At 73.6% G+C, this 23,987-nt stretch carries 24 protein-coding genes and 1 pseudogene; 14 read left to right on the top strand and 11 right to left on the bottom strand.

Going from position 1 to position 23,987, the window contains the following annotated elements:
* The first annotated feature begins 95 nt into the window (after positions 1-95).
* The 3 genes from ACIGFK_RS20225 to ACIGFK_RS20215 all read left to right on the top strand — a co-directional run bounded on the left by ACIGFK_RS20225 (position 96) and on the right by ACIGFK_RS20215 (position 3,604).
* Positions 96-1,412: an LCP family protein gene (locus tag ACIGFK_RS20225; protein ID WP_376656031.1), complete on the top strand. Its 1,317-nt coding sequence runs from the start codon at positions 96-98 to the stop codon at positions 1,410-1,412.
* A gap of 265 nt (positions 1,413-1,677) precedes the next feature.
* Positions 1,678-2,922 carry an FAD-dependent monooxygenase gene (locus ACIGFK_RS20220; RefSeq protein ID WP_400052965.1) on the top strand — a complete coding sequence of 415 codons (1,245 nt, stop codon included), beginning with the start codon at positions 1,678-1,680 and terminating at the stop codon, positions 2,920-2,922.
* Between the two features lie 121 nt (positions 2,923-3,043).
* The gene (locus ACIGFK_RS20215) at positions 3,044-3,604 is read left to right on the top strand and encodes a hypothetical protein (protein WP_400052963.1); all 561 of its coding nucleotides are present in this window, start codon (positions 3,044-3,046) and stop codon (positions 3,602-3,604) included.
* Here the strand turns inward: ACIGFK_RS20215 and ACIGFK_RS20210 are convergent.
* From ACIGFK_RS20210 to ACIGFK_RS20200, 3 genes are all read right to left on the bottom strand, one after another.
* Complete coding sequence (locus ACIGFK_RS20210; protein WP_386465592.1) at positions 3,595-4,206, bottom strand: dihydrofolate reductase family protein; 612 nt, start codon at positions 4,204-4,206, stop codon at positions 3,595-3,597. The two genes, ACIGFK_RS20215 and ACIGFK_RS20210, sit on opposite strands and share 10 nt — an antisense overlap.
* Positions 4,207-4,328: 122 nt before the next feature.
* A complete protein-coding gene (locus tag ACIGFK_RS20205) occupies positions 4,329-5,177 on the bottom strand; it encodes a hypothetical protein (RefSeq protein WP_376656035.1) in 849 nt (282 codons plus the stop codon).
* 73 nt (positions 5,178-5,250) lie between these two features.
* Positions 5,251-5,844, bottom strand: a complete 594-nt coding sequence (locus ACIGFK_RS20200) for a hypothetical protein (protein ID WP_400052960.1) — start codon at positions 5,842-5,844, stop codon at positions 5,251-5,253.
* 136 nt (positions 5,845-5,980) lie between these two features.
* Here ACIGFK_RS20200 and ACIGFK_RS20195 point away from each other — a divergent pair.
* Together ACIGFK_RS20195 and ACIGFK_RS20190 are read left to right on the top strand one after the other, a co-directional pair.
* Positions 5,981-6,658, top strand: a pseudogene (locus ACIGFK_RS20195) (response regulator transcription factor).
* Positions 6,659-6,716: 58 nt separating this feature from the next.
* Positions 6,717-8,132 (top strand): sensor histidine kinase, encoded by a 1,416-nt coding sequence (locus ACIGFK_RS20190; protein ID WP_400053067.1) that lies wholly within the window; start codon positions 6,717-6,719, stop codon positions 8,130-8,132.
* On the opposite strand, the gene ACIGFK_RS20185 is transcribed toward ACIGFK_RS20190, so the two are convergent.
* Entirely contained in the window at positions 8,062-8,493 is a 432-nt protein-coding gene (locus tag ACIGFK_RS20185) for a VOC family protein (protein ID WP_376656038.1), read from the bottom strand. The two genes, ACIGFK_RS20190 and ACIGFK_RS20185, sit on opposite strands and share 71 nt — an antisense overlap.
* Positions 8,494-8,584: 91 nt before the next feature.
* Positions 8,585-9,355: an MBL fold metallo-hydrolase gene (locus tag ACIGFK_RS20180; RefSeq protein ID WP_376656039.1), complete on the bottom strand. Its 771-nt coding sequence runs from the start codon at positions 9,353-9,355 to the stop codon at positions 8,585-8,587.
* Positions 9,356-9,482: 127 nt separating this feature from the next.
* Here ACIGFK_RS20180 and ACIGFK_RS20175 point away from each other — a divergent pair, with 127 nt between their 5' ends.
* The 3 genes from ACIGFK_RS20175 to ACIGFK_RS20165 all read left to right on the top strand — a co-directional run bounded on the left by ACIGFK_RS20175 (position 9,483) and on the right by ACIGFK_RS20165 (position 11,955).
* Positions 9,483-10,328, top strand: coding sequence for a PP2C family protein-serine/threonine phosphatase (locus ACIGFK_RS20175; RefSeq protein ID WP_376656040.1), 846 nt, complete (start codon positions 9,483-9,485; stop codon positions 10,326-10,328).
* Between the two features lie 112 nt (positions 10,329-10,440).
* Positions 10,441-11,394, top strand: coding sequence for an MASE1 domain-containing protein (locus ACIGFK_RS20170; RefSeq protein WP_386465576.1), 954 nt, complete (start codon positions 10,441-10,443; stop codon positions 11,392-11,394).
* Positions 11,395-11,427: 33 nt separating this feature from the next.
* Entirely contained in the window at positions 11,428-11,955 is a 528-nt protein-coding gene (locus tag ACIGFK_RS20165; RefSeq protein WP_376656042.1) for a hypothetical protein, read from the top strand.
* On the opposite strand, the gene ACIGFK_RS20160 is transcribed toward ACIGFK_RS20165, so the two are convergent.
* Entirely contained in the window at positions 11,945-12,559 is a 615-nt protein-coding gene (locus ACIGFK_RS20160) for a TetR/AcrR family transcriptional regulator (protein WP_376656043.1), read from the bottom strand. The two genes, ACIGFK_RS20165 and ACIGFK_RS20160, sit on opposite strands and share 11 nt — an antisense overlap.
* 96 nt (positions 12,560-12,655) lie before the next feature.
* Here ACIGFK_RS20160 and ACIGFK_RS20155 point away from each other — a divergent pair, with 96 nt between their 5' ends.
* Positions 12,656-13,711, top strand: coding sequence for an aldo/keto reductase (locus tag ACIGFK_RS20155; RefSeq protein ID WP_376656044.1), 1,056 nt, complete (start codon positions 12,656-12,658; stop codon positions 13,709-13,711).
* On the opposite strand, the gene ACIGFK_RS20150 is transcribed toward ACIGFK_RS20155, so the two are convergent.
* Both ACIGFK_RS20150 and ACIGFK_RS20145 read right to left on the bottom strand, forming a co-directional pair.
* Positions 13,708-14,256, bottom strand: a complete 549-nt coding sequence (locus tag ACIGFK_RS20150; protein WP_400052956.1) for a hypothetical protein — start codon at positions 14,254-14,256, stop codon at positions 13,708-13,710. The two genes, ACIGFK_RS20155 and ACIGFK_RS20150, sit on opposite strands and share 4 nt — an antisense overlap.
* A gap of 152 nt (positions 14,257-14,408) precedes the next feature.
* On the bottom strand, positions 14,409-14,825 hold the full coding sequence (locus ACIGFK_RS20145; RefSeq protein WP_400052955.1) for a DUF3224 domain-containing protein: 417 nt from the start codon (positions 14,823-14,825) through the stop codon (positions 14,409-14,411).
* Between the two features lie 116 nt (positions 14,826-14,941).
* Between ACIGFK_RS20145 and ACIGFK_RS20140 the strand changes: the two genes are divergently transcribed.
* The 3 genes from ACIGFK_RS20140 (at position 14,942) to ACIGFK_RS20130 (ending at position 17,767) form a co-directional block, all read left to right on the top strand.
* Complete coding sequence (locus ACIGFK_RS20140; RefSeq protein WP_400052952.1) at positions 14,942-15,928, top strand: helix-turn-helix transcriptional regulator; 987 nt, start codon at positions 14,942-14,944, stop codon at positions 15,926-15,928.
* A gap of 52 nt (positions 15,929-15,980) precedes the next feature.
* Positions 15,981-16,514 (top strand): chloramphenicol phosphotransferase CPT, encoded by a 534-nt coding sequence (gene cpt, locus ACIGFK_RS20135; RefSeq protein ID WP_376656048.1) that lies wholly within the window; start codon positions 15,981-15,983, stop codon positions 16,512-16,514.
* Between the two features lie 173 nt (positions 16,515-16,687).
* A complete protein-coding gene (locus ACIGFK_RS20130; protein WP_400052950.1) occupies positions 16,688-17,767 on the top strand; it encodes a PI-PLC domain-containing protein in 1,080 nt (359 codons plus the stop codon).
* Between the two features lie 21 nt (positions 17,768-17,788).
* On the opposite strand, the gene ACIGFK_RS20125 is transcribed toward ACIGFK_RS20130, so the two are convergent.
* The 3 genes from ACIGFK_RS20125 to ACIGFK_RS20115 all read right to left on the bottom strand — a co-directional run bounded on the left by ACIGFK_RS20125 (position 17,789) and on the right by ACIGFK_RS20115 (position 21,483).
* Positions 17,789-19,321: a hypothetical protein gene (locus ACIGFK_RS20125; protein ID WP_376656050.1), complete on the bottom strand. Its 1,533-nt coding sequence runs from the start codon at positions 19,319-19,321 to the stop codon at positions 17,789-17,791.
* A 125-nt stretch (positions 19,322-19,446) separates the two neighbouring features.
* Entirely contained in the window at positions 19,447-20,229 is a 783-nt protein-coding gene (locus tag ACIGFK_RS20120) for a polysaccharide deacetylase family protein (RefSeq protein ID WP_376656051.1), read from the bottom strand.
* A 189-nt stretch (positions 20,230-20,418) separates the two neighbouring features.
* Entirely contained in the window at positions 20,419-21,483 is a 1,065-nt protein-coding gene (locus ACIGFK_RS20115) for an alkene reductase (RefSeq protein WP_400052949.1), read from the bottom strand.
* Positions 21,484-21,639: 156 nt separating this feature from the next.
* On the opposite strand from ACIGFK_RS20115, the gene ACIGFK_RS20110 reads away from it, so the two are divergent.
* On the top strand, positions 21,640-22,188 hold the full coding sequence (locus tag ACIGFK_RS20110; protein WP_376656053.1) for a MarR family winged helix-turn-helix transcriptional regulator: 549 nt from the start codon (positions 21,640-21,642) through the stop codon (positions 22,186-22,188).
* Between the two features lie 579 nt (positions 22,189-22,767).
* Positions 22,768-23,982: a S8 family peptidase gene (locus tag ACIGFK_RS20105; RefSeq protein ID WP_400052947.1), complete on the top strand. Its 1,215-nt coding sequence runs from the start codon at positions 22,768-22,770 to the stop codon at positions 23,980-23,982.
* Positions 23,983-23,987 lie beyond the last annotated feature (5 nt).

Raw genomic sequence — 23,987 nt, 5'->3', positions numbered from 1 at the left:
CCGGAGCGCAGTGTTCCGGAGTCGCTACCGTCGGCCTCCGACCATCCGGCCGGCGACACGTCGACGCGTCGGCCCCGGCTGCCTTGGAGTGTCCGATGCTCCGTCTTGCCACCGCCCTGACCCTCCTCACCACACTGGTCTCCGGTGCTGCCTGGGCCGGCCCGCCGGCCGCTGGCCCCGCCGCCGGCCGGGGGACGAACATCCTCGTCGTCGGCATCGACAGCCGGGAGGGGCTGTCCAAGGCGGAGAAGGACCGGCTGCACGTCGGCGGCGCCGGGTGCAACTGCACCGACGTCATGATGCTCGTGCACCTGTCGCAGGACGGCCGCCGGGCGAGCGTGGTGTCCATCCCCCGTGACTCGTACGTCGAGTACGCGGACGGATCCGGAGTCCGCGGCAAGATCAACGGTGCGTACAAACGAGGCGGCGGGCCCCTCACGGTCAAGACCGTCGAGCAGGTCACCGGCCTGCACGTCGACCACTACCTCGAGACCGGCTTCTCCGGCTTCGAACAGGCGATCAACGGCCTGGGCGGAGCGACCCTGTGCACCGACAAGCACCTCCAGGACGAGAACTCCGGACTCGACCTGACCCCGGGCATCCACAACGCCAACGGCCGGATCGCCCTGCGCTACGTCCGGGCCCGGCACACCGAGCACCCCGGCGACCTCGGCCGGGTCCGGCGCCAGCAGCGCGCGGTCTCCGACCTGCTGAGCCGCCTCACCGTCGAAGGAGCGCTTGCCGACCCGGTGGCGGCGGCCGACACCGCACGGACCCTGCTCAGGTCCGTGCGCACCGACGCGGGCACGGACGTCGCGGACCTGGTCCGCATCGGTATGGCGCTCGGCAGGCTGAGCCCGGAACGGACCGAGTTCGCCACGGTCCCGATCAGGCTCTTCGACAACCGGGTTCCCGGCGTGGGATCCACCCTCGTCTGGGACGAGGAGCGCTCCCGCGCCCTGTGGGACGCGCTGGCGGCGGACCGGCGGATCAAGGGCGACACCCGGATCCAGCCCGCCCCCGAGACCCCGGCGCGCACCAACCCGGCCGGCATCAAGGTCCGTGTGGACGAGGCCGGTGTGGCCGCGGCGCTGGCCGCCGCCGGATTCGCCGTCACCGACACCTCGGCGACGGCCCCCGCGCGCCGCCCGGCCGGCCCCCCGGTGATCCGCTACGCCCCCGGGCGGGAGGACGACGCGGCGACCCTGGCGGCGGCCATGCCCGGAGCCCGGCGCCAGGTCGTCCCCGGCCAGGACGGGTACTTCGACGTGGCCGTCGGCACCCGGACCGTGGGCGTCAAGAAGGTGACGTACGACCGGAACACCCTCGACGGCGCCCCGATCACGGGCGACCACCTCGGCTGCCTGGGCTCCCGCGCCCGGCGGGCCGGGACGAGCCCGGCCGGCGACTGAGCCGGAGCGGCGTCCGAGCCCTGCCGTCGTCCGAGCCCTGCCGTCGTCCGAGCCCTGCCGGCGACAGGGCCCCGCCGTCGACCGGGCCGGGCCGTCGACCGGGCCCGGGCGGCGTCGATTCCCGGCCCGATACACCCGATCGGACGCCATACTCGGGCCGGCCCTCGCCTTCCCCGCCGCCGGGCCGACAGCATGGGGGCGGCGGATCCGGCATCCGCCGGGCCGTGCAGGGTCCGGCGGCGCGGGACGGGACGAAGGAGCGGGCATGCGGGGCGGAACGGTGGCAGTGGTCGGCGGGAGCATCGCGGGCTGCGCGTTCGCCTCGGCGGCCGCGCGGGCCGGTGCGGAGCGGGTGGTGGTCTTCGAGCGCACCGGCGGGCGGATGGCCGACCGGGGAGTGGGACTGTGCGTCCACGACGAACGGGCCGCCGAACTCGCCGCCATGGGCACACTGCCCCCCGGGATCGCCACCCACCGGCTGACCCGCCGCCGGTGGGTGGTGCGGGACGGGGCGGCGCCCGCCGGGAAGCTGTTCTGGGAGCAGCCGTTCCCCTTCCACTCGTACCACTGGGGCCTGCTGTGGCGCGGACTGCGCGAGGCGACGCCCGCCTCCGTGGTCTACCGGCAGGGCGTCACGGTGACCGGCGTCGCCGGGGGCGGCGCCGGGAACGGCGGGCAGGCGGAGGTGGTGCTCGCGGACGCCGGCGCCGCCGCAGGGGCTCCCGAACGCCACGACCTGGTCGTCGGCGCCGACGGCTACCGCTCGGTGGTCCGCGACGCGGTCTGCCCCGGATCCCGGCCGCACTACGCCGGATACGTCTGCTGGCGCGGGAACTTCGACGCCCGGCTGCTGGACGGACTCGGCGCCGGCGTCTGGCCCTCCGACGCCGTGACCACCGTGTGTTTCCCCGGCGGGAGCTGCGTCGTCTACCGCATCCCCGGCCCGGACGGCACCCGCGTGAACTGGGTCCTCTACGCGAAGCCCCCGCAGTCCGGGAACCTGCGCCTCGACGACCCGACGAGCTTCCCGCCGGGCCGCCTGACGGCGGAACTCGCCGACGGTCTGGCCGAGTTGCTCGACCGCGAGTTCCCTCCGTACTGGGCCCGCCTGCTCGCGCTCACCCCGCCCGAGGACACCTTCGTCCAGCCGATCTACGACCTGGAGACCGCCCGGACCACCTCGGGGCGCCTCCTCCTCGCCGGTGACGCCGCCACCGTGGTGCGGCCGCACAACACCAGCGGAGCGGCCAAGGCCCTCCAGGACGCGGCCGTCTTCGAATCCGCCTGGCGCACCGCCGCCTCGTGGGACGAACTGCTGCACGCCTACCAGGAGGCGCGGGGCGCGGCCGGGCGCGAGCTGGTGGCCCTGGCCCGCCGCCTCGGCCGCGCCCAGGTGGAGCAGACCCCCGACTGGGCCGCGCTGAGCGGGCGGGAGGCCGAATCCTGGTGGCAGGGCCAGCTCGCGGGCGCCGCGGGCATCGGCGGTCAGGCCATGCCGCCGGCCCCGTAGGGCTGTCGGCCGCACGAGCCCGGCCCGGCTCCGTCCGGTCCCGCCGTGTTCTGCCATGTCCTGTCCGCCGGTTCAGGCCGGGTCCCTCCCGACCGGCCCGCCGTACGGCAGGACTGGTGCGGTGAGCATCCACGTCCTCGCCGACTGGGCGGCTTTCCCGGACTCCGTACCCGCCGCGGACGGCGCCGCCCCGCGACGGGCCCTGCCCGCGGCGGCCGTCAGGGACGCCGACCCGGCCGCGAGCCCGCCGGAGCTGGGCACCGTCGCGGGCGACACGGTCTTCGTGTCCGCCCGCGACGGAGCCGCGCTCGAACGGTTCTGCGCCGAGAAGCGGATACCGGTGCGCCGCCGCCCCGACACCCGGGGCGACCTGCTCGAACCCTTCCTCGACACCCGGTTCGACGCCCGGCACCGGGCGCAGACCCTGGACCGGCTGGCGCGCAACGGGGTCGGGCACGCCGAAGCGGTCCGGATCCGCGAGCGGGTCGGCCCCCTGATGTCCGCCTACAACGGCGTGCACCGGGACTGGTGCCACCTCGGCCTCGCCGACCTCCTCGACGCGGCCGCCTCCGCTCTCGTGCCCGCCGAACTGCGCATCCCGCCGCAGGACCGGGAAGCCTTCCGCGCCCGGGCCATGGAGATCGCCGACCGGCCGCGTCCACAGGACGCAGGTCAGTGCTGAGGGAGATGGGCCTTGGCGTCCTCGTACGTGCCGTGGCCGGCGGCCGCGGCGGGTGCGTAGAACAGGTTCAGCACACCGGTGCGGAAGGTCTCGCACGAGAGCAGCGTCAGCGGGACGGCGGCGTCGCCGTCCTCGAAGAGCCGCAGGCCCTTGCGGACGGCGATCGGGTGCACCAGCAGGTTGAGCTCGTCCAGCTGCCCCGCGGCCATCAGCTGACGGACGACGGAGACCGAGCCGCTGGTCCAGATGCGACCCGTGCCCGGTCCGTTCTTCAGGGCCGCCACGGTCCCGGCGAGGTCGCCCTCGACGCGCTCGGTGTTGCGCCAGGCCGGTTCGAGAGGCCGGTTCGACACCACGATCTTCCTCGCGTCGCCGAGGACCTTGGCGAAGGGGGCGTCCTCGCCCCCGGCGGCCTCCCGCCCGGGCCAGGCCCCGGCGAAGCTGTCATAGGTCCTGCGGCCGAGGAGCAGGGTGTCGGCCGAGCCGAGGGTGGCGTCCACGGCCGCCCCCATCTCCTCGTTGAAGTACGGGAAGTGCCACTCGTCGGGCGCCTCCACGACGCCGTCGAGCGAGATGAAAAACTGCGCCGCGATCTTCCGCATGCCGGCCCGTCCTCCACAGAAGCCGTCGTGTTCCCTGACGCTCCCAGTAGACGCCGCCGCCGCCCGAAGCGGTCGGCGGCGCGTCCGGACGGCCGTCGGCGGGTCCGCGCGGCGGCGCCCCGTCAGCCGATCGGCTGACGGGCCTCCGCGCGCACCTTGGCGGTGGTCTCGGCCATCTTGGCGAGGTCGACCTTCCCGGGAGCCTGCTGCGAGGTCTCCGGCGTGACGACCGCGACCGAGGCCCCCGTGTTCCCGTCCGCCCAGGCGCACATCGGCAGGGTGACGGTGGCGCCGTTCTGCTTCGAGGTCAGCACCTCGCAGGACACGGTGATGTCGGAGCCGGGAGGAGTGATGTCCCGGGCGGGGACGGCGACGGTCGCGCCGTCGGCGTCCGCGGCACCGGCCAGCATCTTCCGGCGGGCCCCCGCGGGATCCTTGAACTGGCCGTACATCCCCGAGAGGACGAGGACGCCCGCGCCGTTCGCCGAACTCGCGGTGTACTGGCCGACCACCGGCTGAGGATTGCGGATCTTCGGGTCGTAGGAGTTCTTGATCGCCTTCCCGCCCTCGCTCTCCGACAGGTCCTGGGCCAGCTCGAACTCGCCCGCCAGCAGGGTCTTCGGCACCGTCAGCCGGTACTCGGCCGCGGGGAAACCGGATCCGCCCGCCAGCACTCCCGCCTGCGAGAGCCGGTTCACCGCGAACCCGAGGACGCCGAGCCCGACCAGTGAGCCCACGACGATCCAGACCACCGTGCCGGTCCGGTTCCTGCGCGGCGGCGGCCCCACCGGCGGCTGCCCCCAGGCGCCTTGGCCGGCGTAGGGCTGCTGCGGGAACGGCTGCGGCGGCTGGTGCCCGGGGTACTGCTGGGGGAACGGCTGCTGCGGGTACTGCCCTCCGCCGTACGGATTCGGCTGCTGCGGGGGCCCGTACGGGCCGGGGGACTGCGGGGGCGGCGGGGGCATGCTCATGACCGAACGCTACTTCAGCCCGGAGCGGGGCCGCCGCCCCGGCCCCGTCACCGCCCCGGTCGGACGGCCCGGATCACCGCCCGGACAGCACCACGTTGCCCGTGATCGCGCCGTCCGTGCCGGACACCGTGACGGCGTGCCGGACGCCGTCCGGACCGAGCACCACGGCCCGCCACGCGCTGCCGCCGCCCTCCTGGCCGACCACCCGGATGCCCTCGACCTTGCCGCCGGTCACCGCCGCAGCGGCCTTCTCCGCCGCCTCGCCGACGGCCAGGGACGGCAGCGGTGCGGGGGCCGCCTTCTCGAAGCCCCCGGGGCCGCCCGGCAGCGCCTCGCGGTGCTTGCCCATGCCCTCGGGCCGCCCGGGCTTGCCCATCCCCTCGGGACCGGCCTTGTGCAGGCCCTCCGGACCGCCCTCACGGACCGCGACCCGGACCGGGTGGCCCTCCCGGTGGTGGCCGGACACGGCCAGCGCCGTCACCGCGGCCGCACCGCCGCCGACGAGCACCACGGCCGCGCCGAGCGCCGCCCAGCGGGCACCACGGCCCTGCGGCACGAGGCGTGCGGGACCGGCGGGCTTCGCGGGGTCCGCGGCCGGCTGCTCGGACTGCGCAGTCTGCTCGGGCTGCGGCTGCTGCTCCGGCGGCGGGGGGAAAGACTCAGACATACGGGTGCTCCTCATGACCCCGGGCACTCCGCCCGGCTGCTCGCCCAGAGCATGCGCAGGGAAACCTGAAGCCCACCTGAAGCCGCCTGAAGACCCCTTCAGCCTCGTGCCCGCGCGGCCTGAGACCCTGGGCGCCATGCGCGTACTGGTGGTGGAAGACGAACGGCGGCTCGCCGTGGCCCTGCAGCGGGGGCTGCAGGCCGAGGGATTCACGGTGGACCTGGCCCACGACGGCCCGCAGGGACTGTGGATGGCCACCGAGCACGACTACGACGTCATCGTGCTCGACATCATGCTGCCCGGACTCAACGGCTACCGGGTCTGCGCCCGGCTGCGCGCCGCCGGAAACGAGTCGGGCATCCTCATGCTCACCGCCAAGGACGGGGAGTACGACGAAGCGGAGGCCCTGGACACGGGCGCCGACGACTTCCTCTCGAAGCCGTTCTCCTACCTCGTCCTCGTCGCCCGCCTCCGCGCGCTCGGCCGCCGCACCGGCCGCCGCAGCCCGCAGACCATGCGCTTCGGCGACCTGCTGCTCGACCCCGCCCGCCACCTCTGATCCCGCGGCGACACCCGGATCCGGCTGACGGCGCGGGAGTTCGCCGTGCTCGAATACCTCGCCCGGCGCCCCGGCGAGGTGGTACCGAAGCGGGAGATACTCGAACAGGTCTGGGACAGCGCCTTCGACGGCGATCCCAACGTCGTCGAGGTCCACATCAGCGCCGTACGCCGCAAGATAGACGCCCCGTTCGGCCGGGCCGCCCTGGAGACCGTACGGGGCGCGGGCTACCGGCTGGCGGCCGACGGTGGCTGAGCCCGCGGCCCCGCGCCGCCGCTTCCCCCGCCTCCGCGCCCTCCCCGGGCTGCGCCGCCTGTGGCCCACGACCGTCCGGGCCCGGGCCACCGCGGGCGCCGTCGCCGTCGTCGCCCTCGCCCTCGGCCTGGCCTCGTACGTACTCCTCGGGCTGCTCGAGGCCAACCTGGTCCGGGGCGCCGAGGAGGACGCGCTCCGGCAGGCCCAGACCGTGGCCCGGCTCGCGGCCGCCGGGAACCTCGACCGGGTGCGGCCGCTCGTCCACGGCGTCGACTTCGTCCAGGTCGTCGGGGCCGACGGCCGCGTCGTCCTGGCCACCCCGAACCTGGCCGGAGTACCGCCGATCGGTCCCGCCGGACCCCCGGTGTCCGGCCGCCGCATCCGCGCCTGGAAGGGCCGCCCGCTCGGCGTCGAGCACCGCCAGCAGGTCGTCCAGGTCACCACGGACACCCCCGACGGCATCCTCACCGTCTACGCGGGCGCCTCCCTGCGCGATGTGGACGCCGCCGACGACACCACCACGGCCGCGCTCGCCTTCGGCGTACCGCTGCTCCTGCTCACCGTCGGCCTCGTCACCTGGCGGGTCACCGGCCGCGCCCTCGGCCCGGTCGAGGCGATCCGCGCCGAAGTGGCCGCGATCACCGACCGCGACCTGCACCGCCGGGTGCCGGTGCCGGACACCCGCGACGAGGTCGCCCGCCTCGCGCAGACCATGAACACCACCCTGGACCGGCTGGAGGCCTCGGGCGTCCGCCAGCGCCAGTTCATCGCCGACGCCTCCCACGAACTGCGCAGCCCCATCACCGTGCTGCGCACCCAGCTGGAAGTGGCCCTCGCCGTCCGGGACCCGGAGCTGTGGCCCGAGCTGATCGGCGGCGCGCTCGAGGACACCGAGCGCCTCCAGCAACTCGCCGCCGACCTGCTCCTGCTCGCCCGGATCGACGCGGCCCAGCCCGTGGCGGCCGTCCCGCTCGACCTGACCGAACTGGTCCGGGCCGCCGTCGACGCACGGCTGGGCGACCGCGTCCCCGTGCGGACGGAGCCGGCGCCCCCGCTCGTGGTGACCGGCAGCGAACTGTGGCTCACCCGGGTGGTCACCAACCTCCTCGACAACGCCCAGCGCTTCGCGGACCGCGAGGTCCGGCTCGCCCTGCGCACCGAGGGCCGCACCGCCGTCCTGGAGGTCACCGACGACGGCCCCGGCATCCCGCCGGAGGACCGGGAACGGGTCTTCGAACGGTTCACCCGCCTCGACGACGCCCGCAGCCGCGACCACGGCGGCGCCGGCCTGGGCCTCGCCATCGCCCGCGACCTGACCGCCCATCACGGCGGCACGCTCACCGCCGGGGACTCCCCGCGCGGGGCCCGTTTCGTCGTCCGCCTGCCGTCGGCACCGGCGGCGCTCAGCGCTGCGAGAGCTCCGAAGGGGCCTCCTGCACGATCCAGCCGTTCCCGTCCGGATCCGCGAAGGTGATGAACGAGTTCCAGGTGTCGCCCTTCCCGTCCTCCCATCCGGTCTCACCGATGTGCCGGACGGGCGAGACGTCCACGCCGCGGGCCACCAGCTCGTCGCGCGCCGCCTCGATGTCCGTGACGCAGAGCTGGAGGCCCCGCAAGGTCCCCGGTGCCATCGGCTGCGTTCCGGGAATCGGCGGCATGCCCCGTTCCAGCGTGATGGAGCACCGGGAGCCGGGCGGGGTCAGCTGGAGGATGCGCACCCCGGGGGCGACCTCGTCGTCCAGGTCGACCGTGAAGCCCACCTTGTCGGCGTAGAACTCCTTCGCCCGGTCCAGGTCGGTGACGGGCACCATGACGACTTCGAGAGTCCAGTCCACGCAGAGCCTCCTCAGATGCACCGGCCGGTCCGGCTGGTCCCACCGTCGCCCACGGGACCGCCCCCGCGCACGCCGAAATCGCGACTGCGCCCTAACGGACGACGAACACCGCGCCCGGCGCCGCGTACTCCACGGGCCCCCGGTACCGCGCGGCGGCGCGCGACACCGCCTGCTCCGGGGTGAGGGAGGGCCCGACGTGCGTGACGACCAGCCGTCCGGCCCGGGCCGCGCGCGCCGTCTCCCCGGCGTCCTCGGGCGTGTGGTGCACCTGCTCGCCGGAGGCCGGTGCCCCGGGGCTGTCGGCCTCGCACAGCAGTACGTCGCACCCCTCGGCCAGCGCCGTCAGCGCGGCGCACGGGGCGGTGTCCCCCGAGTACACCAGGGACGCGCCCGCACCTTCGATCCGTACGGCGAAGGCGGGCAGACCGTGCGCCACCGACCGGCTGGTCAGCGTGAGCGCGCCGACCTGCGCGCGGTGGCCGTCGTACAGCTCGTGGACGGCGAAGGCGGACTCGACGGGGCTGCGGGTCGCGGTGTTGGTGAGGAAGTCCGCCAGCCGGCCGGCGATGCCCGGCGGCCCGTACAGCGGGACCGGGGCGGGGAGCCGCACGTCCGCGTAGAGCGCGCCGTAGTAGGCGGTGAGCAGGTCCGCGGTGTGGTCCGCGTGCAAGTGCGAGATCCATATCGCGTCGAGCTCGTCCAGGCCCACGTACCTCCGCAGCTGCGCCAGGGTCCCCGTGCCCGCGTCCACCCATACGCGCGTGCCGCCGGCGGACACCAGGTAGCCGGAGCAGGGGTTGTCCACGTCGGGATAGGGCGTCGCGGAACCGAGAACCGTCAGACGAAGAAGATCGCTGGTCATCCCGGGAGTCTAGGAGGGCCGCCCGACGGGACGCGCGCGGTGGGCCGACCGGAAATACGATGAGTGGCGGGCCCTTCGTACACCGGAAGCAGAGGCGAATGGATTCACCTGCACCTCGGAGCGGTCCATGAGCCCGCGGCGGACACCGCGGGCGACCAGCGCCGAGCTGCTGAGCACCCTGCGGCGGCTCGCGGCCCAGACCCGGGAAGGGGTCGAGCTCCAGCAGGCCCGCGTGGAGCTGGCCGAGGCGCTCCAGCGCGAGCTGCTGCCTGCCTCGCTGCCCGTCGTGCCGGGTCTGCGTGCCGCGGCCCGGTACGCGCCCGCCCGGCACGGCCTGGACATCGGCGGCGACTGGTACGACGGCTTCCGGCTCTCCGAGGGCTCCCTCGCCTTCTCCATCGGCGACGTACAGGGCCACGACGTGGAGGCGGCGGCCTTCATGGGGCAGGTCCGGATCGGCCTGCGCGCCGTGGCCTCGGTGGTCGACGATCCCGGCGAAGTGCTGACCAGGGCGAACGAGGTGCTGCTCGCCATGGGCCGGGAACTGTTCGCCACCTGCACCCTGCTCCGCTTCGACCCGGAGACCTGGGAGATCGAAAGCGCCCGGGCCGGTCACGTACCCGCCGTCTGGGCCACCGTCGACGGCCGGTGCGGGATAGCCGAGGACGCCGGAGGTCCGCCGCTGGGCATGCTGCCCGGCGGCGGATACGCGGTCACCAGGCGCCGGATCGCCACCGCCGGGTCGATCGTCCTGCTCACCGACGGCGTGGTCGAAGGACCGGCGTTCCCGATCGACGAGGGGCTGCAGCGCGTGGTGCGCGTGGTCAGGGAGGGGGCGGGCTCCGATCCCGAGGAGCTGGCGGCCGAGGTGATGAAGGTGGCCGACTCCACCGGCCACGCCGACGACGCAGCGGTGCTCGTCCTCAGCCATGACGGGCCCGGAAGTGCAACGACGGGCGAGGACGGGGCCTGAACGGGCGAGGACGGGGGCCTACGGGCCGCACGCGCCGCCCGGCCGGGACGGGCCGTGGACCCCGATCGCGCGTGTCACGGGCCGCCGGACCCGGCGGCTGTTGTCTGATGCTGTGGTGCGCACCGAGCGATGGCGACATTTCCCCGCAGTCATCCTTCCGATCCTCGCCGTCGCCGTCGCCTACTACGCCGGCGGCCGTCTGGGCCTGCGTCACCGCGTGGTCGTCGAGGGAGCGATGGTCACGCCGCTGTGGCCGCCCACCGGCATCGCCGTGGCCTGCCTGCTCTGGATGGGCCTGCGGATCTGGCCGGGGATCGCGCTCGGCACGTACCTCGCGATCGAGCAGATCACCACGTTCGACCCGGCCGGCCTGGTCATCGTCGCCGGGAACACCCTCGCCCCGGTGTGCGCGTACATGCTGCTCCGCATGGCCGGCTTCCGCATCGAGCTGGACCGGCTGCGCGACGGGCTGGCGCTGGTCTTCCTGGGCGGCCTCGTCCCCATGCTGATCAGCGCGAGCACCGGGACCTGGACCCTGGTGCTCAGCGGGGACCTGCCGTTCGCCGAGTTCTGGCCGACGTGGTGGGCCTGGTGGGCGGGGGACGCGATGGGGGTGCTGATCGTGACCCCGGTGCTGCTCGTCCTGCCCACCATCAGGTGGCCGGCCGACGCCTACCGGGTGGCCGAGGCGGTGGCGCTGCTGGCCGCGGCGGTGGGCGTCACCCTCGCGGCCACCCTGACTTCTCTGTCCATGCTGTTCCTGGTGTTCCCGCTGCTCATCTGGGCGGCGGTGCGTTTCCAGCTGGCCGGGGCCGCGCCGTGCGCCCTGATCATCTCGGTCCTGGCGATCTCGGCCGCCATCGACCGCGAGGGCCCGTTCGCCGGCCGCACCCTCTTCGAGATCATGGTCAACCTGCAGGCCCTCAACGGAGCCGCGGCCCTGACGGGCCTGCTGCTGTCGGCGCTCGTCACCGAGCAGAACAACATCCGCCTCAAGATCGAACAGGTCTGTGAGGACCTCGCCGAACTCGTGGACCAGCTCAGCCGCGGCAAACCCGACCGGTGATACTTGCGCTTGCCGCCCGCCCCCGGAGGAGTGATGAGCACACCGAAGCGCCCGTCGCCGAGCCCTGTGGTGCGCGCCGAGCGCGTCCTGACGTACGCCATGGGGCTGGTGATCGAACGCGATCGAGCGGAGGCGGCCGCCACGGTCGCCGAAGGCGAGGAGGTCATGGCCGCCGTCGGCCGCGCCCCCGTGGGAAGGATCGGCCACAAGACCGAGCAGGTGTGGAGCCAGGCGGTCGCTCTGCTGGGATTCCGGGCCTCCGCCTGGTTCCTGATCGCCGCGGCCGTGCTCGTCGCAGGCCTGCTCCTGCCCCGTTCCGCGCCGGCCGGCCACCTCGTGGCCGCCGTGGCGGCGCTGCCCGCCGCCCTGTTCGCCTCCCGTGAGGCCGGCCACGAGATCGCCAGGTCGGCCCTGCGCCGGCGGCGGCTGACCGGGCGGGCCCACCGCTGGCTGACCCGGGTCCAGAGCGACGCCTTCGTGGTCCTGCTGGCCGTCCCCATGTACGGGATCTGGGTGCTGGTGATCCAGCCCTGGGCCCTGGCCCCGGGGGTCACCCGGTGAAGACCCCCGCGCGGGCCGCCGCGACGGCCGCCCGGGCCGCCCGCTCCGCCGTGTCCTCGTCCAGCGGGGCTCCCGAGGTCAGGAAGCGGTAGTAGAGGGGGGCCGATACGGCGCGGACCACCTCGGCGGCGTCGGTGCCCTCCGGCAGTTCGCCCCTGGCGACGGCCTCCACGACGCACGGCGCCCACTCGGCGACGCGGACCTCGTAGAAGCGGTGCAGCGCCTGCGCGGTCTTCGCGTCGCTCGTGGCGGCGGCGATCACGGCCTTGAAGAGCGCCCCCTGACGGGGGTCGGCCAGGGTGCGGCGGACGAGGGCGGCGTTGGCCCGCATGTCCTCCAGCAGCGAGCCGGTCTCGGCGCGCGGCAGGGACTGTTCGGCCATGTCCGCCAGCAGATCCGCGACGAGGCCGGTGACGGTTCCCCAGCGGCGGTACACGGTCGTCTTCCCCACCTCGGCGCGGCGGGCGATCTCCGCCAGGTCCAGCCCGTGGAAGCCCTGCTCGGCGAGGGTGTCCCCGGCCGCCTCCAGCACCGCGGCCCGGACCCGGGCCGTACGGCCCCCGGGGCGCACGCTTCCCGGCTCGGCTCCCTCACTGGATGGCATAACGGGTCTCCGGTTTCATTAGTGGCGATCTCCTGTTAGGTTGAAGCCACCTTAACGGGTCCAAGGTTCCATTACTGCTCGCTGGAGGGATCCACCATGGAATACAGGCAGCTCGGCACGTCCGGCCTCAAGGTCCCCGCCCTCAGCTTCGGCGCCGGCACCTTCGGCGGTCGGGGGCCGCTGTTCGGAGCCTGGGGCACGACGGACGCGCAGGAGGCGCGGCGGCTGGTGGACATCTGCCTGGAGGCGGGCATCACGATGTTCGACACCGCCGACGTGTACTCGGCGGGCGCCTCCGAGGAGGTCCTGGGGCAGGCGGTCAAGGGCCGCCGGGACGAGGTGCTGCTCTCCACCAAGGCCGGCCTGCCGACCGGTGACGGACCGGGCGACGCCGGAACCTCCCGCTCGCGCCTGATCAGGGCGACGGAGGACGCGCTGCGCCGGCTCGGCACCGACCACATCGACCTCTTCCAGCTGCACGCCTTCGACGCCGCCACCCCCGTCGAGGAGGTGCTGTCCACGCTCGACCAGCTGGTGCGGGCCGGCAAGATCCGCTACGTCGGCGTCTCCAACTTCGCGGGCTGGCAGCTGATGAAGTCCCTGGCCGCCTCCGAGAAGCACGGTTTCCCGCGCTACGCGGCCCACCAGGTCCACTACTCCCTCGTCGGCCGGGACTACGAGTGGGAGCTGATGCCGCTCGGCAACGACCAGGGCGTCGGCGCCGTGGTCTGGAGCCCGCTCGGCTGGGGCCGCCTGACCGGCAAGCTGCGCCGCGGCCGGCCGCTGCCCCCGCAGAGCCGCCTGCACGAGACGGCCGACTACGGCCCGCCGGTCGAGGACGGATACCTCTACGACGTGGTCGACGCCCTCGACGAGGTCGCGCGGGAGACGGGCCGGAGCATCCCCCAGGTGGCCATCAACTGGCTGCTGGGGCGCCCCACCGTGTCCTCCGTCATCGTCGGCGCCCGCAACGAGGCCCAGCTGCGGCAGAACATCGGCGCGATCGGCTGGACGCTGTCGCCCGAGCAGACGGCCCGCCTCGACGCGGCGAGCCACAGGCCGGCCCCGTACCCCTACTTCCCGTACGAACGCCAGGAGGGCTTCGCCCGCGTCAACCCGCCGCTGGTCCGCCCGGCGCCGGACGTGCCCTAAGCATCGGGACGGCGGGGTCGGCGGACCCCGTCCACGTTCCACTCCTCGGGCAGTCCCGCGCCGCAGAAGACGCAGAAGTAGTCCCCGTCCCGCACGATGCCGAGCTCGCCGCATCCGGGGCAGCGCCGGAAGACCACCTCGTGCGTGAAGCCGCCCGGATGCGCGATGCCCGCCGCGTCCAGGGCCTCCGCGACGGCCGCCCACGAGGTGGTGTCCGGGCAGTATCCGGTCGACTGGTTGCTGACCTCGGCGACCACCCACCGGCCGGACTCCCTCCGGAAGCCCATCTCCCCGGCCGCGAGGACGGTTCCGCCGCCGGCGCACACCACGTGCTCGCTCCGACGCGCCGCGAGCCGCAGCACTCCCGCCGGGTCCACGACGAAGGTGAAGGGCTCGGCCGTCTCCTCCCGCGGCAGGGCGCACAGCCGGCCCTCGAGGTCCGCGGCCGAGCGGATGCCCGTCCCCACGGCCTCCGGCCGGACCAGGCTCCGCAGCTCGGCCGGCCCCACGTAGCGGTACTCCAGCCCCCTCGCCGCATCCGACACGCGGGACCTCCTCGCTCCTCACCCGGTCTTGTCTTCCAGGCAACTTATCCGGGGGCGACGTGTCTGACACCGGAAGGGAAATCCGAGGCGGCACCGCTCCCCGGGCCGCGACGTACGCAACGTCCAGGCGGTCGGCCGTCGAGGGGGACGGCTCAGCCGAGCGTGTACGTGAACGTGTACGCGACGGACTGCTCGCCGTGCAGGTAGCTGAACCCGCCGGATCCCGAAAGGCCGTCCAGTTCGCCGGTGCCGGAGCCGGGGACCACCTCGAAGCGGCAGCGCGTGCCCGAGGAGTCGAAGTCGCCCCGCTCCTCCAGGACGAAGGTCCCCTTGCGCCCGTCGACGGTGCCGGACAGGAGCTCCATGCCGGTGTACGTGCCGGTCGTCTCCCCGGTGTAACCGATCGTGTAGGCGCACCGGGTGCCGGGAGCCTCGATCGTGCCGGAGAAGGAGTTGGTCACCGTCGCGCGGGCGAGCCGCGGTGCGGTGTCGGCCGGGCCGACGGGCTGCTCCTCCCAGTCGGCGAAGGTGAAGCTGCCGCCGGTCTGCGCGGGGGTGGGCGTGGGCATGGTGGTCCTCCAGGCGCTGTGCGTCGTCGGCCGGCGGGCGTTCGTGCCCCCGGCGTGGGAACAGCCTGTCCGGGATACCTGACACCTTCTGTCAGGTATCCCGGACAATGGCCTCCATGCGCGCAGACCGGCTCCTCTCCCTGCTCCTGCTGCTCCAGAACCGCGGCCGGATGACGGCCCCCGAACTCGCCGCCGAACTGGAGGTGTCGGTCCGTACGGTCTACCGGGACGTCGAGGCCCTCGGCGCCTCCGGGGTCCCCGTGCACGCCGACCGGGGCCCGGCGGGCGGGTTCCGGCTGATGGACGGCTACCGCACCCGCCTCACCGGCCTGACCGACGCCCAGGCCGGCTCGCTGTTCCTCGCCGGAGTGCCCGGCCCCGCGCGGGAACTCGGCCTCGGCTCCGACCTGGCCGCCGCGCAGCTCAAGCTCCAGGCGTCCCTGCCCGCCGAACTCGCCTCCCGGGCCCGGCAGATCCAGGCCCGCTTCCACCTCGACGCCCCGGCCTGGTTCCGCGACGCCGACCCCGTACCGCACCTCGCGCAGATCGCGCAGGCGGTGTGGGACCAGCGGATCCTGCGCACGCACTACCGGCGCTGGGGCGGGGAGGTCCGCCGCGAGCTGAGCCCGCTCGGCCTCGTGGTCAAGGGCGGCATCTGGTACCTGGTGGCCAGGGCGGACGAGGAGGCGGTGCGGACCTACCGCGTGGGGCGGTTCCTGTCCGTGGAGACCCTGGACGAGGGATTCGAGCGGCCCGCCGGCTTCGACCTCGCCGCGTACTGGCAGGAGAGCTCCCGCCGCCTGGAGAACTCGCTGCTGCGGCAGACCGCCGTCCTGCGGCTCTCCCCGCGCGCCCGCAGACTGCTGCCCATGCACTTCGGCGCGGCCGGCGTACGCGCCCTCGCGGACGCGGAGGAGGCAGGCCCGGACGCCGTCGACGCGGAGGGCTGGCTCCACGTCCGCCTGCCCGTGGAGACGCACGCCGTCGCGGTCGGCGACCTGCTGCGCCTCGGCCCCGAAGCGGAGGTCCTCGGCCCGCCCGAACTCCGCCGGGCGGTCGCCGAAGCGGTGGCGGCACTGGCCGAACGGTACGCCGCGGGGTAGGCCTTGCCGGAATTCGCTTCGTGCCGTGCGGCCGGCGTCCTACGGTGGCCGGGTGACGACTCGGATGATCATTCTCAACGGTGGTTCCAGCTCGGGGAAGTCCGGCATCGTGCGCTGCCTGCAGGCCGTGCTGCCCGATCCGTGGCCGGCGTTCGGCTGCGACTCCTTCGTCGACGCGCTGCCCGCGCGGATGCGGGCGTCGGACGGGGGGATCACCTTCGCCGCCGACGGCGGGGTGAGCGTCGGCGCGGAGTTCCGGGCGCTGGAGCAGGCCTGGACGGAAGGCATCGTGGCGATGGCCCGGGCCGGAGCCAGGGTCATCGTCGACGAGGTCTTCCTCGGCGGGGCGGCCTCCCAGCAGCGTTGGCTGAAGGCGCTCGGGGGGCTGGACGCGCTGTGGGTCGGCGTCAGGTGCGAGAGCGCGGTCGCCGAGGGCCGTGAGACCGCCCGGGGCGACCGGGTCCGGGGGATGGCCGCGGCGCAGGCGGACCTGGTCCACGAGGGCGTGTCGTACGACCTGGAGGTGGACACGACGCACACCGAGTCGCTCGCCTGCGCGCGGGCCATCGCCGCCCGAGTCCGCTGACCGTTCCGACGCGCCGGGAGGCGCCGCCCGGCGGATGGACGGCGGATGGCCTGGGGTGACCCGCGGAATCCCTTGAGTCCTGTGGGAGTTCGGCGCCCCGCGGGGCCACCGCCACGCCGGCCACCCGCCCCTGCCTGGTGGCCGATGGCGGGTCCGCGCGCTAACGTCCCTCCATGGTTGACATGAGCATGCTCTACAGGATCCTGCGGAGAATCCGCCGGCTCTCCGTCGTGTGCCTCCTCCCGCTGGCCCTCCTGGCCGCGCCGGGCGCCGCCACCGCGTCCGCCGCCACCGCGCCGGGCGCCGCCACCGCGTCCACCGCCGCCACCACGGCGGCGCACGCCGCACCGGCGTCCGCAGCCGCCGACGCCCGCTGGGGCGACCGCCGCCTCGACGAGGTCGCCTTCCTGACCACCCACAACGCCTTCACCAACTACGAGTACTCGCGCTGGAGTTCGGTGAACCAGTCCGAGTCGGTGCGCGCCCAGCTCGACAACGGCGTCCGGGGCCTGAGCCTGGACACGCACTGGTACGAGCGCAGCACCTGGCTCTGCGTGATCAGCTTCGGCAGCGACTGCTACCCCAGCGACGTGTACCTGTGCCACGGCGACTGCAAGACCTTCGCCGGTGCCACCTACGCCCTGCCGAGGCAGTCCTTCCAGGGCACCATGCAGACCGTGGTGGACTTCCTCGACACCCATCCCCAGGAGGTCGTGACCGTCTTCCTGGAGGACTACGTCAGCGCCGACCAGCTGGGGCAGTCCCTCGGCCGGGTCAGGGGGCTGCCGGAGCTGCTGTTCCGGCCCGACGACTGGAGCGTGCGGCAGCACGGCTGGCCGAAGGTGGCCGACCTCGTCACGGCCGGGAAGCGCCTGCTCGTCTTCTCCGACCGGTCCGACCGCGAGCACCTGGGCGTCATGTACGACAGGTCCTGGACGGTGAGCAACTACTGGAGCCTCGGCGACATGGGCAACGACCTCGCGTGCGTCACCCGCTGGCCCGACGTGCCGCTGGACCGCCAGGAGCCGGGATTCCGGCGGCTGTTCACGATGAGCCACCACCGCAACGTGCCCACCGTCCTGACGGCCTCCCTCGACAACGGCGCCAAGCTCCGCAACCGCATCGCCGAGCAGTGCCGCACCGCCACCGGGGGGCGCGACCCGAACTACGTCTCCGTCGACTTCCACCGGCTGTCGGACGGCAGCGGCCACACCCCCGCATCGATCGTCGCGGAGCTCAACGCGAGGCGCTGAGAGCGCCCGTCCGGCATCCGGTCACCCGGCCGCCTTCAGGCGGCGGCCGATCTCCTCGCTCACACGGCGCTGGAGGTCGGCCAGCTGCCCGTTGTCGTACCCCGCGAGGTCGCCCGGATCACCCGGGCCCTTCGAGGCCGCCTCCTGCTGTTTCTGCTGCTCCCGGCGCTTGAGCTCCTGCTCCTCGGGCGAGCCCGGCGCCGCGTACGCGCACCGGATGAGCGCTCCGTCGGCGGCCTTCAGACAGGTCGCCTCCCGGCCGCCGACCTGCCCCTTCCCCTCCACCCGGTAGCGGATGTTCTGCTCGCTGCCCACGGTGGCCGTCCACGTGCTGCCGCCGGTGGGCACGACCTCGAACACCTGGTCGTCGTTGTAGCAGCAGACGTCCCGGTACTCGGCCTTGATCAGGGCCACGAGCGCCTTCGGGGACGACCACGCCGGATCGAGGCGGTGCACGGTCATCGGCGCGAGCCCTCCGCCCGAGTGGCGGGTGGGTATCGTCGACACGGCCACGACCGAACTGGCCTCCCCCTGCGGTGTGAGCGGGGTGACGTACGCGCTGCGCCCGGCCTCGTCGCGGTACCGCAGGGTGAACTCGGACTCGTTCCCCTCGTTGGCGCCGTCCTCCGAGGCGTCCCAGCCGCTGCGCTCGAACCACCAGTCTCCGAAGCCGCCCACGGCGGCCGTCGCCTCGCGCTGGCGGGCCGCGATGCTGATCGGATACGAGGGACCCGGAACGGCGGAGGTGTCGGTGGTGATCGTGAGCTTCCCGGTCCGCCCGTCGTAGAGCGCGACACCCGCGGGGCGTTCGGTCACGACGAAGAACCCGGTCTGGCGCTTGAGCGGGACGACCACGGTCGGCGTGCCGCCCGAACAGGTCACGTAGGCGTCGTCGGCCTCGAAGCGGACCCAGCGCTTCTGGGCCGAGATCTTCCTGCCGAGGTTGTGCGAGAACCAGCCGCCGATCCGGGCGTCCGCCACGGACACGTCGAAGGGGCAGCGGTCCTGGCTGCGGCTCTCGCCGCCGAGGGGCACGTCCTGCACGAGGCCCACCTCGTACCCGGACAGCCAGCCGCGTCGCTCCACCAGGGTGCCGAACCGGTCCGAGTCGGGCAGGTAGGTGATGTCGGCGATGTCACCCGTGACATCGCCCAGATGCGGGGCGGCCTGCGCCTTGCCGACGACATAGGGTGCCCGGGCCGTCAGGCCGGGCACGGGATCGGTCACGATCTGCGCCGTGGCCATGTACGCACGGTCCTGGAGGTACGCCCCGTACACCAGCCAGCCGACGGCGAGGGCCAGCCCCACGAGGGCCCCCAGGCATCCGAAGGCGGCCGCCGAGTCCCCGGCGCCCACGAGGTGCCCGGCACGCCGTCGCCGCCACCGCACGACCAGCCACACCGCCACGGTCCCCGCCGCGGCGAGCAGGGGCAGGGCGAACCAGGCGAAGAGCTTCCGCAGCTCCCAGACGGCGATCGTCGTGTAGTACGACGCCCACCAGAACACGAACCCCGCCACCACGACGGCGATCCCCACACGCAGTACCCGGCCCATCAGCGCCCCCGCCCCTCGGCCCCACCCCGGCTCACCGATTCTGTACCCCGGGATCATGCCGTGTCACGAGGTGGCGCGGTCCGGCGCGGGCGAGCGGGCGGGCGAGGGGTCCGTCCGGCCCGCCCCTACGGGGTGGTGCGGGCCGGGAAGGCGAACGCGTAGCCCTGCGCCCTGAGCCAGGGCAGGTACTCCTTGAGCGCGGCGACGGTTTCGCTGCGGTCCCCGCCCCCGTCGTGGAAGAGCACGGTCGGCCGCAGCGGAAGCTGCTCCTCCACGGCTGCGACGATGGCCGGCAGGCCCGGCCGGCTCCAGTCCTTGGGGTCCACGCTCCAGCCCAGGGGCCGCATGCCGCTCGCCGCGGCGATCGCGCGGCTCGCGGGGGTGAAGGCACCGCCCGGCGCGCGGTAGTAGGTGACGGGGACACCCGGCACGGCCTTCTCGATCATGGCCTTGCCGTCGAGTATCTGCTGCTTCTGGTACGCGACGGGCTTGTGGTCCATCGTGACGTCATGGTCGACGGAGTGGTCGCACAGCCGGTGCCCGTCGGCGGCGACCGAGCGGACCAGGTCCGGGTACTTCTGCGCCTTGGTGCCGATCATGCAGAAGGTGGCCTTGACGTGGTTCTCCCGCAGCACCTGGAGGACCTGAGGGGTCCAGCGGGGGTCCGGACCGTCGTCGATGGTGATGGCCACGCCGCGGCCAGGTCCCTGCGCCAGTCGCGAGATCGCGGGCGGGATCGCGGCGGCCTCCCGGGCGGAGCCGGGGGAGTGCGCGGCGGAGCTGCCGCCCGACGGGCCGCCGGTGGCGGCGAGGGCCGGTGCGGCGGCTGCTGCCACGAGGCCGAGGACGGCGGCCGCCACGGCGGAGCCGGCCCGCCGACGGCGTGCGGAAATGCTGGTGATGCCCATGGAGGCGGTCTTCCTTTGCGCTCGCCCCCCGGCCTGCGTTGCCGGTCCAGAGTAGGCCAGGTGACGGGGGTGCCTCTTCATCCGATCGGCCCATGGGGCGGGCGCGGGGGAGGAGACGGCCCGGCGCCGCGCCGGCCGCGTCCCGGAGCCGGCCGGCGCGCGGGCCGGCTCCGGGCCTGCCGAGATGGCCTAGCGGGTCGGGTAGTCCGTGTAACCGCGGGCGTCTCCCCCGAAGAAGGTGGACGGGTCCGGTGTGTTGTACGGGCCTTCGGTGCGCAGCCGCTCGGGCAGGTCGGGGTTGGCCAGGAAGAGGGCGCCGAAGGCGAGGACGTCGGCGGTGCCGTCCTCGACCAGCGTGAGGGCGCGGTGGTCGGTGGGGCCTTCGGTCGCCGGATTGAGCACGAGCGGGCCGGAGAACTGCTTGCGCAGGGCGAGCGTGGCCTCCCGTGCCGCGGGTCCGTACTCCAGGACGTGGAGGTAGGCGAGGCCGAGTCCGTCGATCTCCTTGACCAGCGCCTCGTACGCGGGCTGCGGGTCGGGCTCCGAGATGCCGTTGTACGGGTTCCCGGGCGAGACGCGCAGAGCGGTGCGCTCGGCGCCGATCGCGGCGGCCACCGCCTTGACCGCCTCCACCGCGAAGCGGATCCGGTTCTCCACCGGGCCGCCCCACTCGTCGGTGCGCAGGTTCGAGCCGGGGGCGAGGAACTGGTGGATCAGATAGCCGTTGGCCCCGTGCAGCTCCACCCCGTCGAATCCGGCCTCCACCGCGTTGCGGGCCGCCTCCGCGAAGTCGGCGATGGTCTGCCGTACCTCGGCTCCGGTCAGCTCGTGAGGGGTCACGAAGTCCTTCATCCCGTCCCCGGTGAAGAGCTGTCCCTCGGCGGCCACCGCCGACGGGGCCACGGGGACGAGGCCGTCGGGAAGCAGCGAAGGGTGGCCGATGCGCCCGGAGTGCATCAGCTGGGCGAAGATCCTGCCGCCCGCCGCGTGCACGGAGTCGGTCACCTCGCGCCAGGACGCGACCTGCTCGGCGCTGTGCAGGCCGGGGGTGAAGGGGTAGCCCTGTCCGACGACGGAGGGCTGGATCCCCTCGCTGATGATCAGACCGGCGGACGCGCGCTGGGTGTAGTACTCGGCGACGAGGCCGGTTGCGACGCCGCCCTCACCCGCGCGGCTGCGGGTCATGGGTGCGAGGGCGATCCGGTTGGCGAGGGTGGCGCCGGCGAGGTGGACCGAGTCGAAGGCGGTGGTCATTTCTGCCTCACAAAGAGATCGTGGGTCGTGATCATTGGTCGGCCAAGTATTGGCTGCGAGAGGCAGCGTACCCCATTACTTGGCCGACCAAGGTAAAATGTGGGCGACGGGTAGAATCCGCCCCGGGAACTGCCGATCGACCAGGAGGAGCGCGCCGTGACCGCGGAATCAGCGCAGGAATCGCGCCCCGCCTCGACGTGCGCGGTGCCCGGCGCCGTACTGGACGGGCCGGTGAGCCACGCGATCAGCAGGGTGGCCCGGCTCCACCGGATCGCGGCGGGGCGACTCCTGCGGGACCTGGGTCTGCACCCGGGGCAGGAGTTCCTGATGATGCACCTCTGGGACAGCGGGGCCGTGCGCCAGTCCGAGCTGATCAAGGCGCTCGGCCTCGACCCTTCGACGGTGACCAAGATGCTCCAGCGCCTGGAGCAGGCCGGCCACGTGCGGCGCAGTCCCGACCCCCTGGACCGGCGGGCCTCTCTGGTCGAGGCGACGGAGGCCAGCTGCGGACTGCTGATCGAGGTGCGCCGGGCCTGGGGCGAGCTGGAGCGCCAGACCCTGGACGGCCTGGACACCGCCGAACGCGCCGAACTGGCCCGACTCCTGGGCAAGGTCGAAACCGGCCTGTGCGCGGAGGTCACCCGCGGCGGCACGGAGTGCGACGCCGGGGCCGGGTACAAGGGGCCGGTCGACGCTTGCGGTTGACGGCCTGATCGGCAGGCCTCCCGGGCCCGTTCGTCTCCGTGTGCGGCCGGGCGGCCTGGAGGGCGGACCTCCAGCTCGACGGTGAACGGCTGACCGCTGCCCTGCGCAGTGCCTCCTGGGCGGACCGGCCGGTCATCGCATCCCGGGACCGGCGCCGGGCCTGGACCGGCACGGCAGCATGATCCGCCGCTGACGGCGGGGACTCCTCGTCGGACCCTTCTTGCGCGAACGGGGCCGCACCCATGGTGGGTGCGGCCCCTCGGCGTATGGTGCCGCGCCCCGATTCCCTGGCTCCCTCCAGCGACTCGGCGAACAGGTGGCCATCGCTCCGGTTCGCGATTGCACCCGTAAGTGATGTGTATGTGTGGGTGGTTCGAAGAGTGTGGTCATTCCGAGGGGCTGGCGGGGAGGACTCTTTGAGAAAGCTTGTCGAACAACTCCCGGCGCATGGGGCGCCCTTGAATCAACTCCCGTAATCGGTCAGGGTTTCGAGTGCCCCTCCGGAGATCTTCCGGATCCCGGCGGGCTGCGCAGGATTGCTTTGACGCCCCACACGTCAACACGAGGAGCACTCTCTCCATGTCAACTCACAGGCACGCACGCACCCGTTCGCGCGGCTTCCAGGTCCTTGCAGTGGCCACCGGAGTCGCCACTGCAACCGGTGTCTGCATGCTGTTGTCCCCCCTCGCGGGCGCGAACACCCCGCCCGAGGGAACGGTGTACGGGCTGGGCGCACCCGGAGCGCTCAGCGGCAGCTACATCGTCATACTCGACAAGACCGCGGACAAACCGGCGCTGGCCAAGAAGTACGGCGGCGAACTGAAGCGCACCTACGCGTCCGCCGTCGACGGCTTCTCCGTGGCAGGGCTTTCGGAGACCGGGGCCAAGCGCCTCGCCGCGGACCCGGCCGTGGGCAAGGTCGTCCAGAACAAGAAGTTCTCCATCAGCACCACCCAGGACAACCCCCCGTCGTGGGGCCTCGACCGCATCGACCAGACGCAGACCGCGGCGGACAAGAAGTACACGTACCCCGACTCGGGCGGCGAGGGCGTCACCGCCTACGTCATCGACACCGGGGTACGGATCAGCCACAAGGACTTCGGCGGCCGGGCCGCGTACGGCTTCGACGCCGTGGACAACGACCAGAGCGCCGACGACGGAAACGGGCACGGCACGCACGTCGCCGGGACCATAGCCGGCACCTCCCACGGGGTGGCCAAGAAGTCCGAGATCGTCGCCGTCCGCGTCCTCGACGACAACGGCTCGGGTACCACCGAGCAGGTCGTGGCGGGCATCGACTGGGTGACGCAGCATCACACCGGGCCCTCCGTGGCCAACATGAGCCTCGGCGGCGGCGCCGACGAGGCTCTCGACGAAGCGGTCCGCCGGTCGATAGCCGCCGGTGTCACCTTCGCCGTGGCGGCGGGCAACGAGTCCGCCGACGCCGGGCAGGGCTCTCCCTCGCGGGTCCCCGAGGCCATCACCGTGGCCTCCAGTACGGCCGACGACGCCCAGTCCTCGTTCTCGAACTTCGGCCCGGTCGTGGACCTCTACGCACCCGGTTCCGACATCACCTCCGACTGGAACGACAGCGACACCGGTACGAAGACCATCTCCGGCACCTCGATGGCGACCCCGCACGTGGTGGGTGCGGCCGCCCTCTACCTCGCCGGACACAAGGACGCGTCCCCCTCGCAGGTCGCGCAGGCACTGACCGCAGGGGCGACCCCGGGGAAGATCACCAACCCGAGCGGCGGAACCCCGAACAAGCTGCTGAAGGTGTCCGCACAGTAGGTGCG

It is taken from the genome of Streptomyces sp. NPDC085524 (genome assembly GCF_044541755.1).
Classification (GTDB): Bacteria; Actinomycetota; Actinomycetes; order Streptomycetales; family Streptomycetaceae; genus Streptomyces.
Note: the sequence above shows the minus strand (reverse complement) of the source record. Positions and strands in the feature narration are given on the sequence as shown.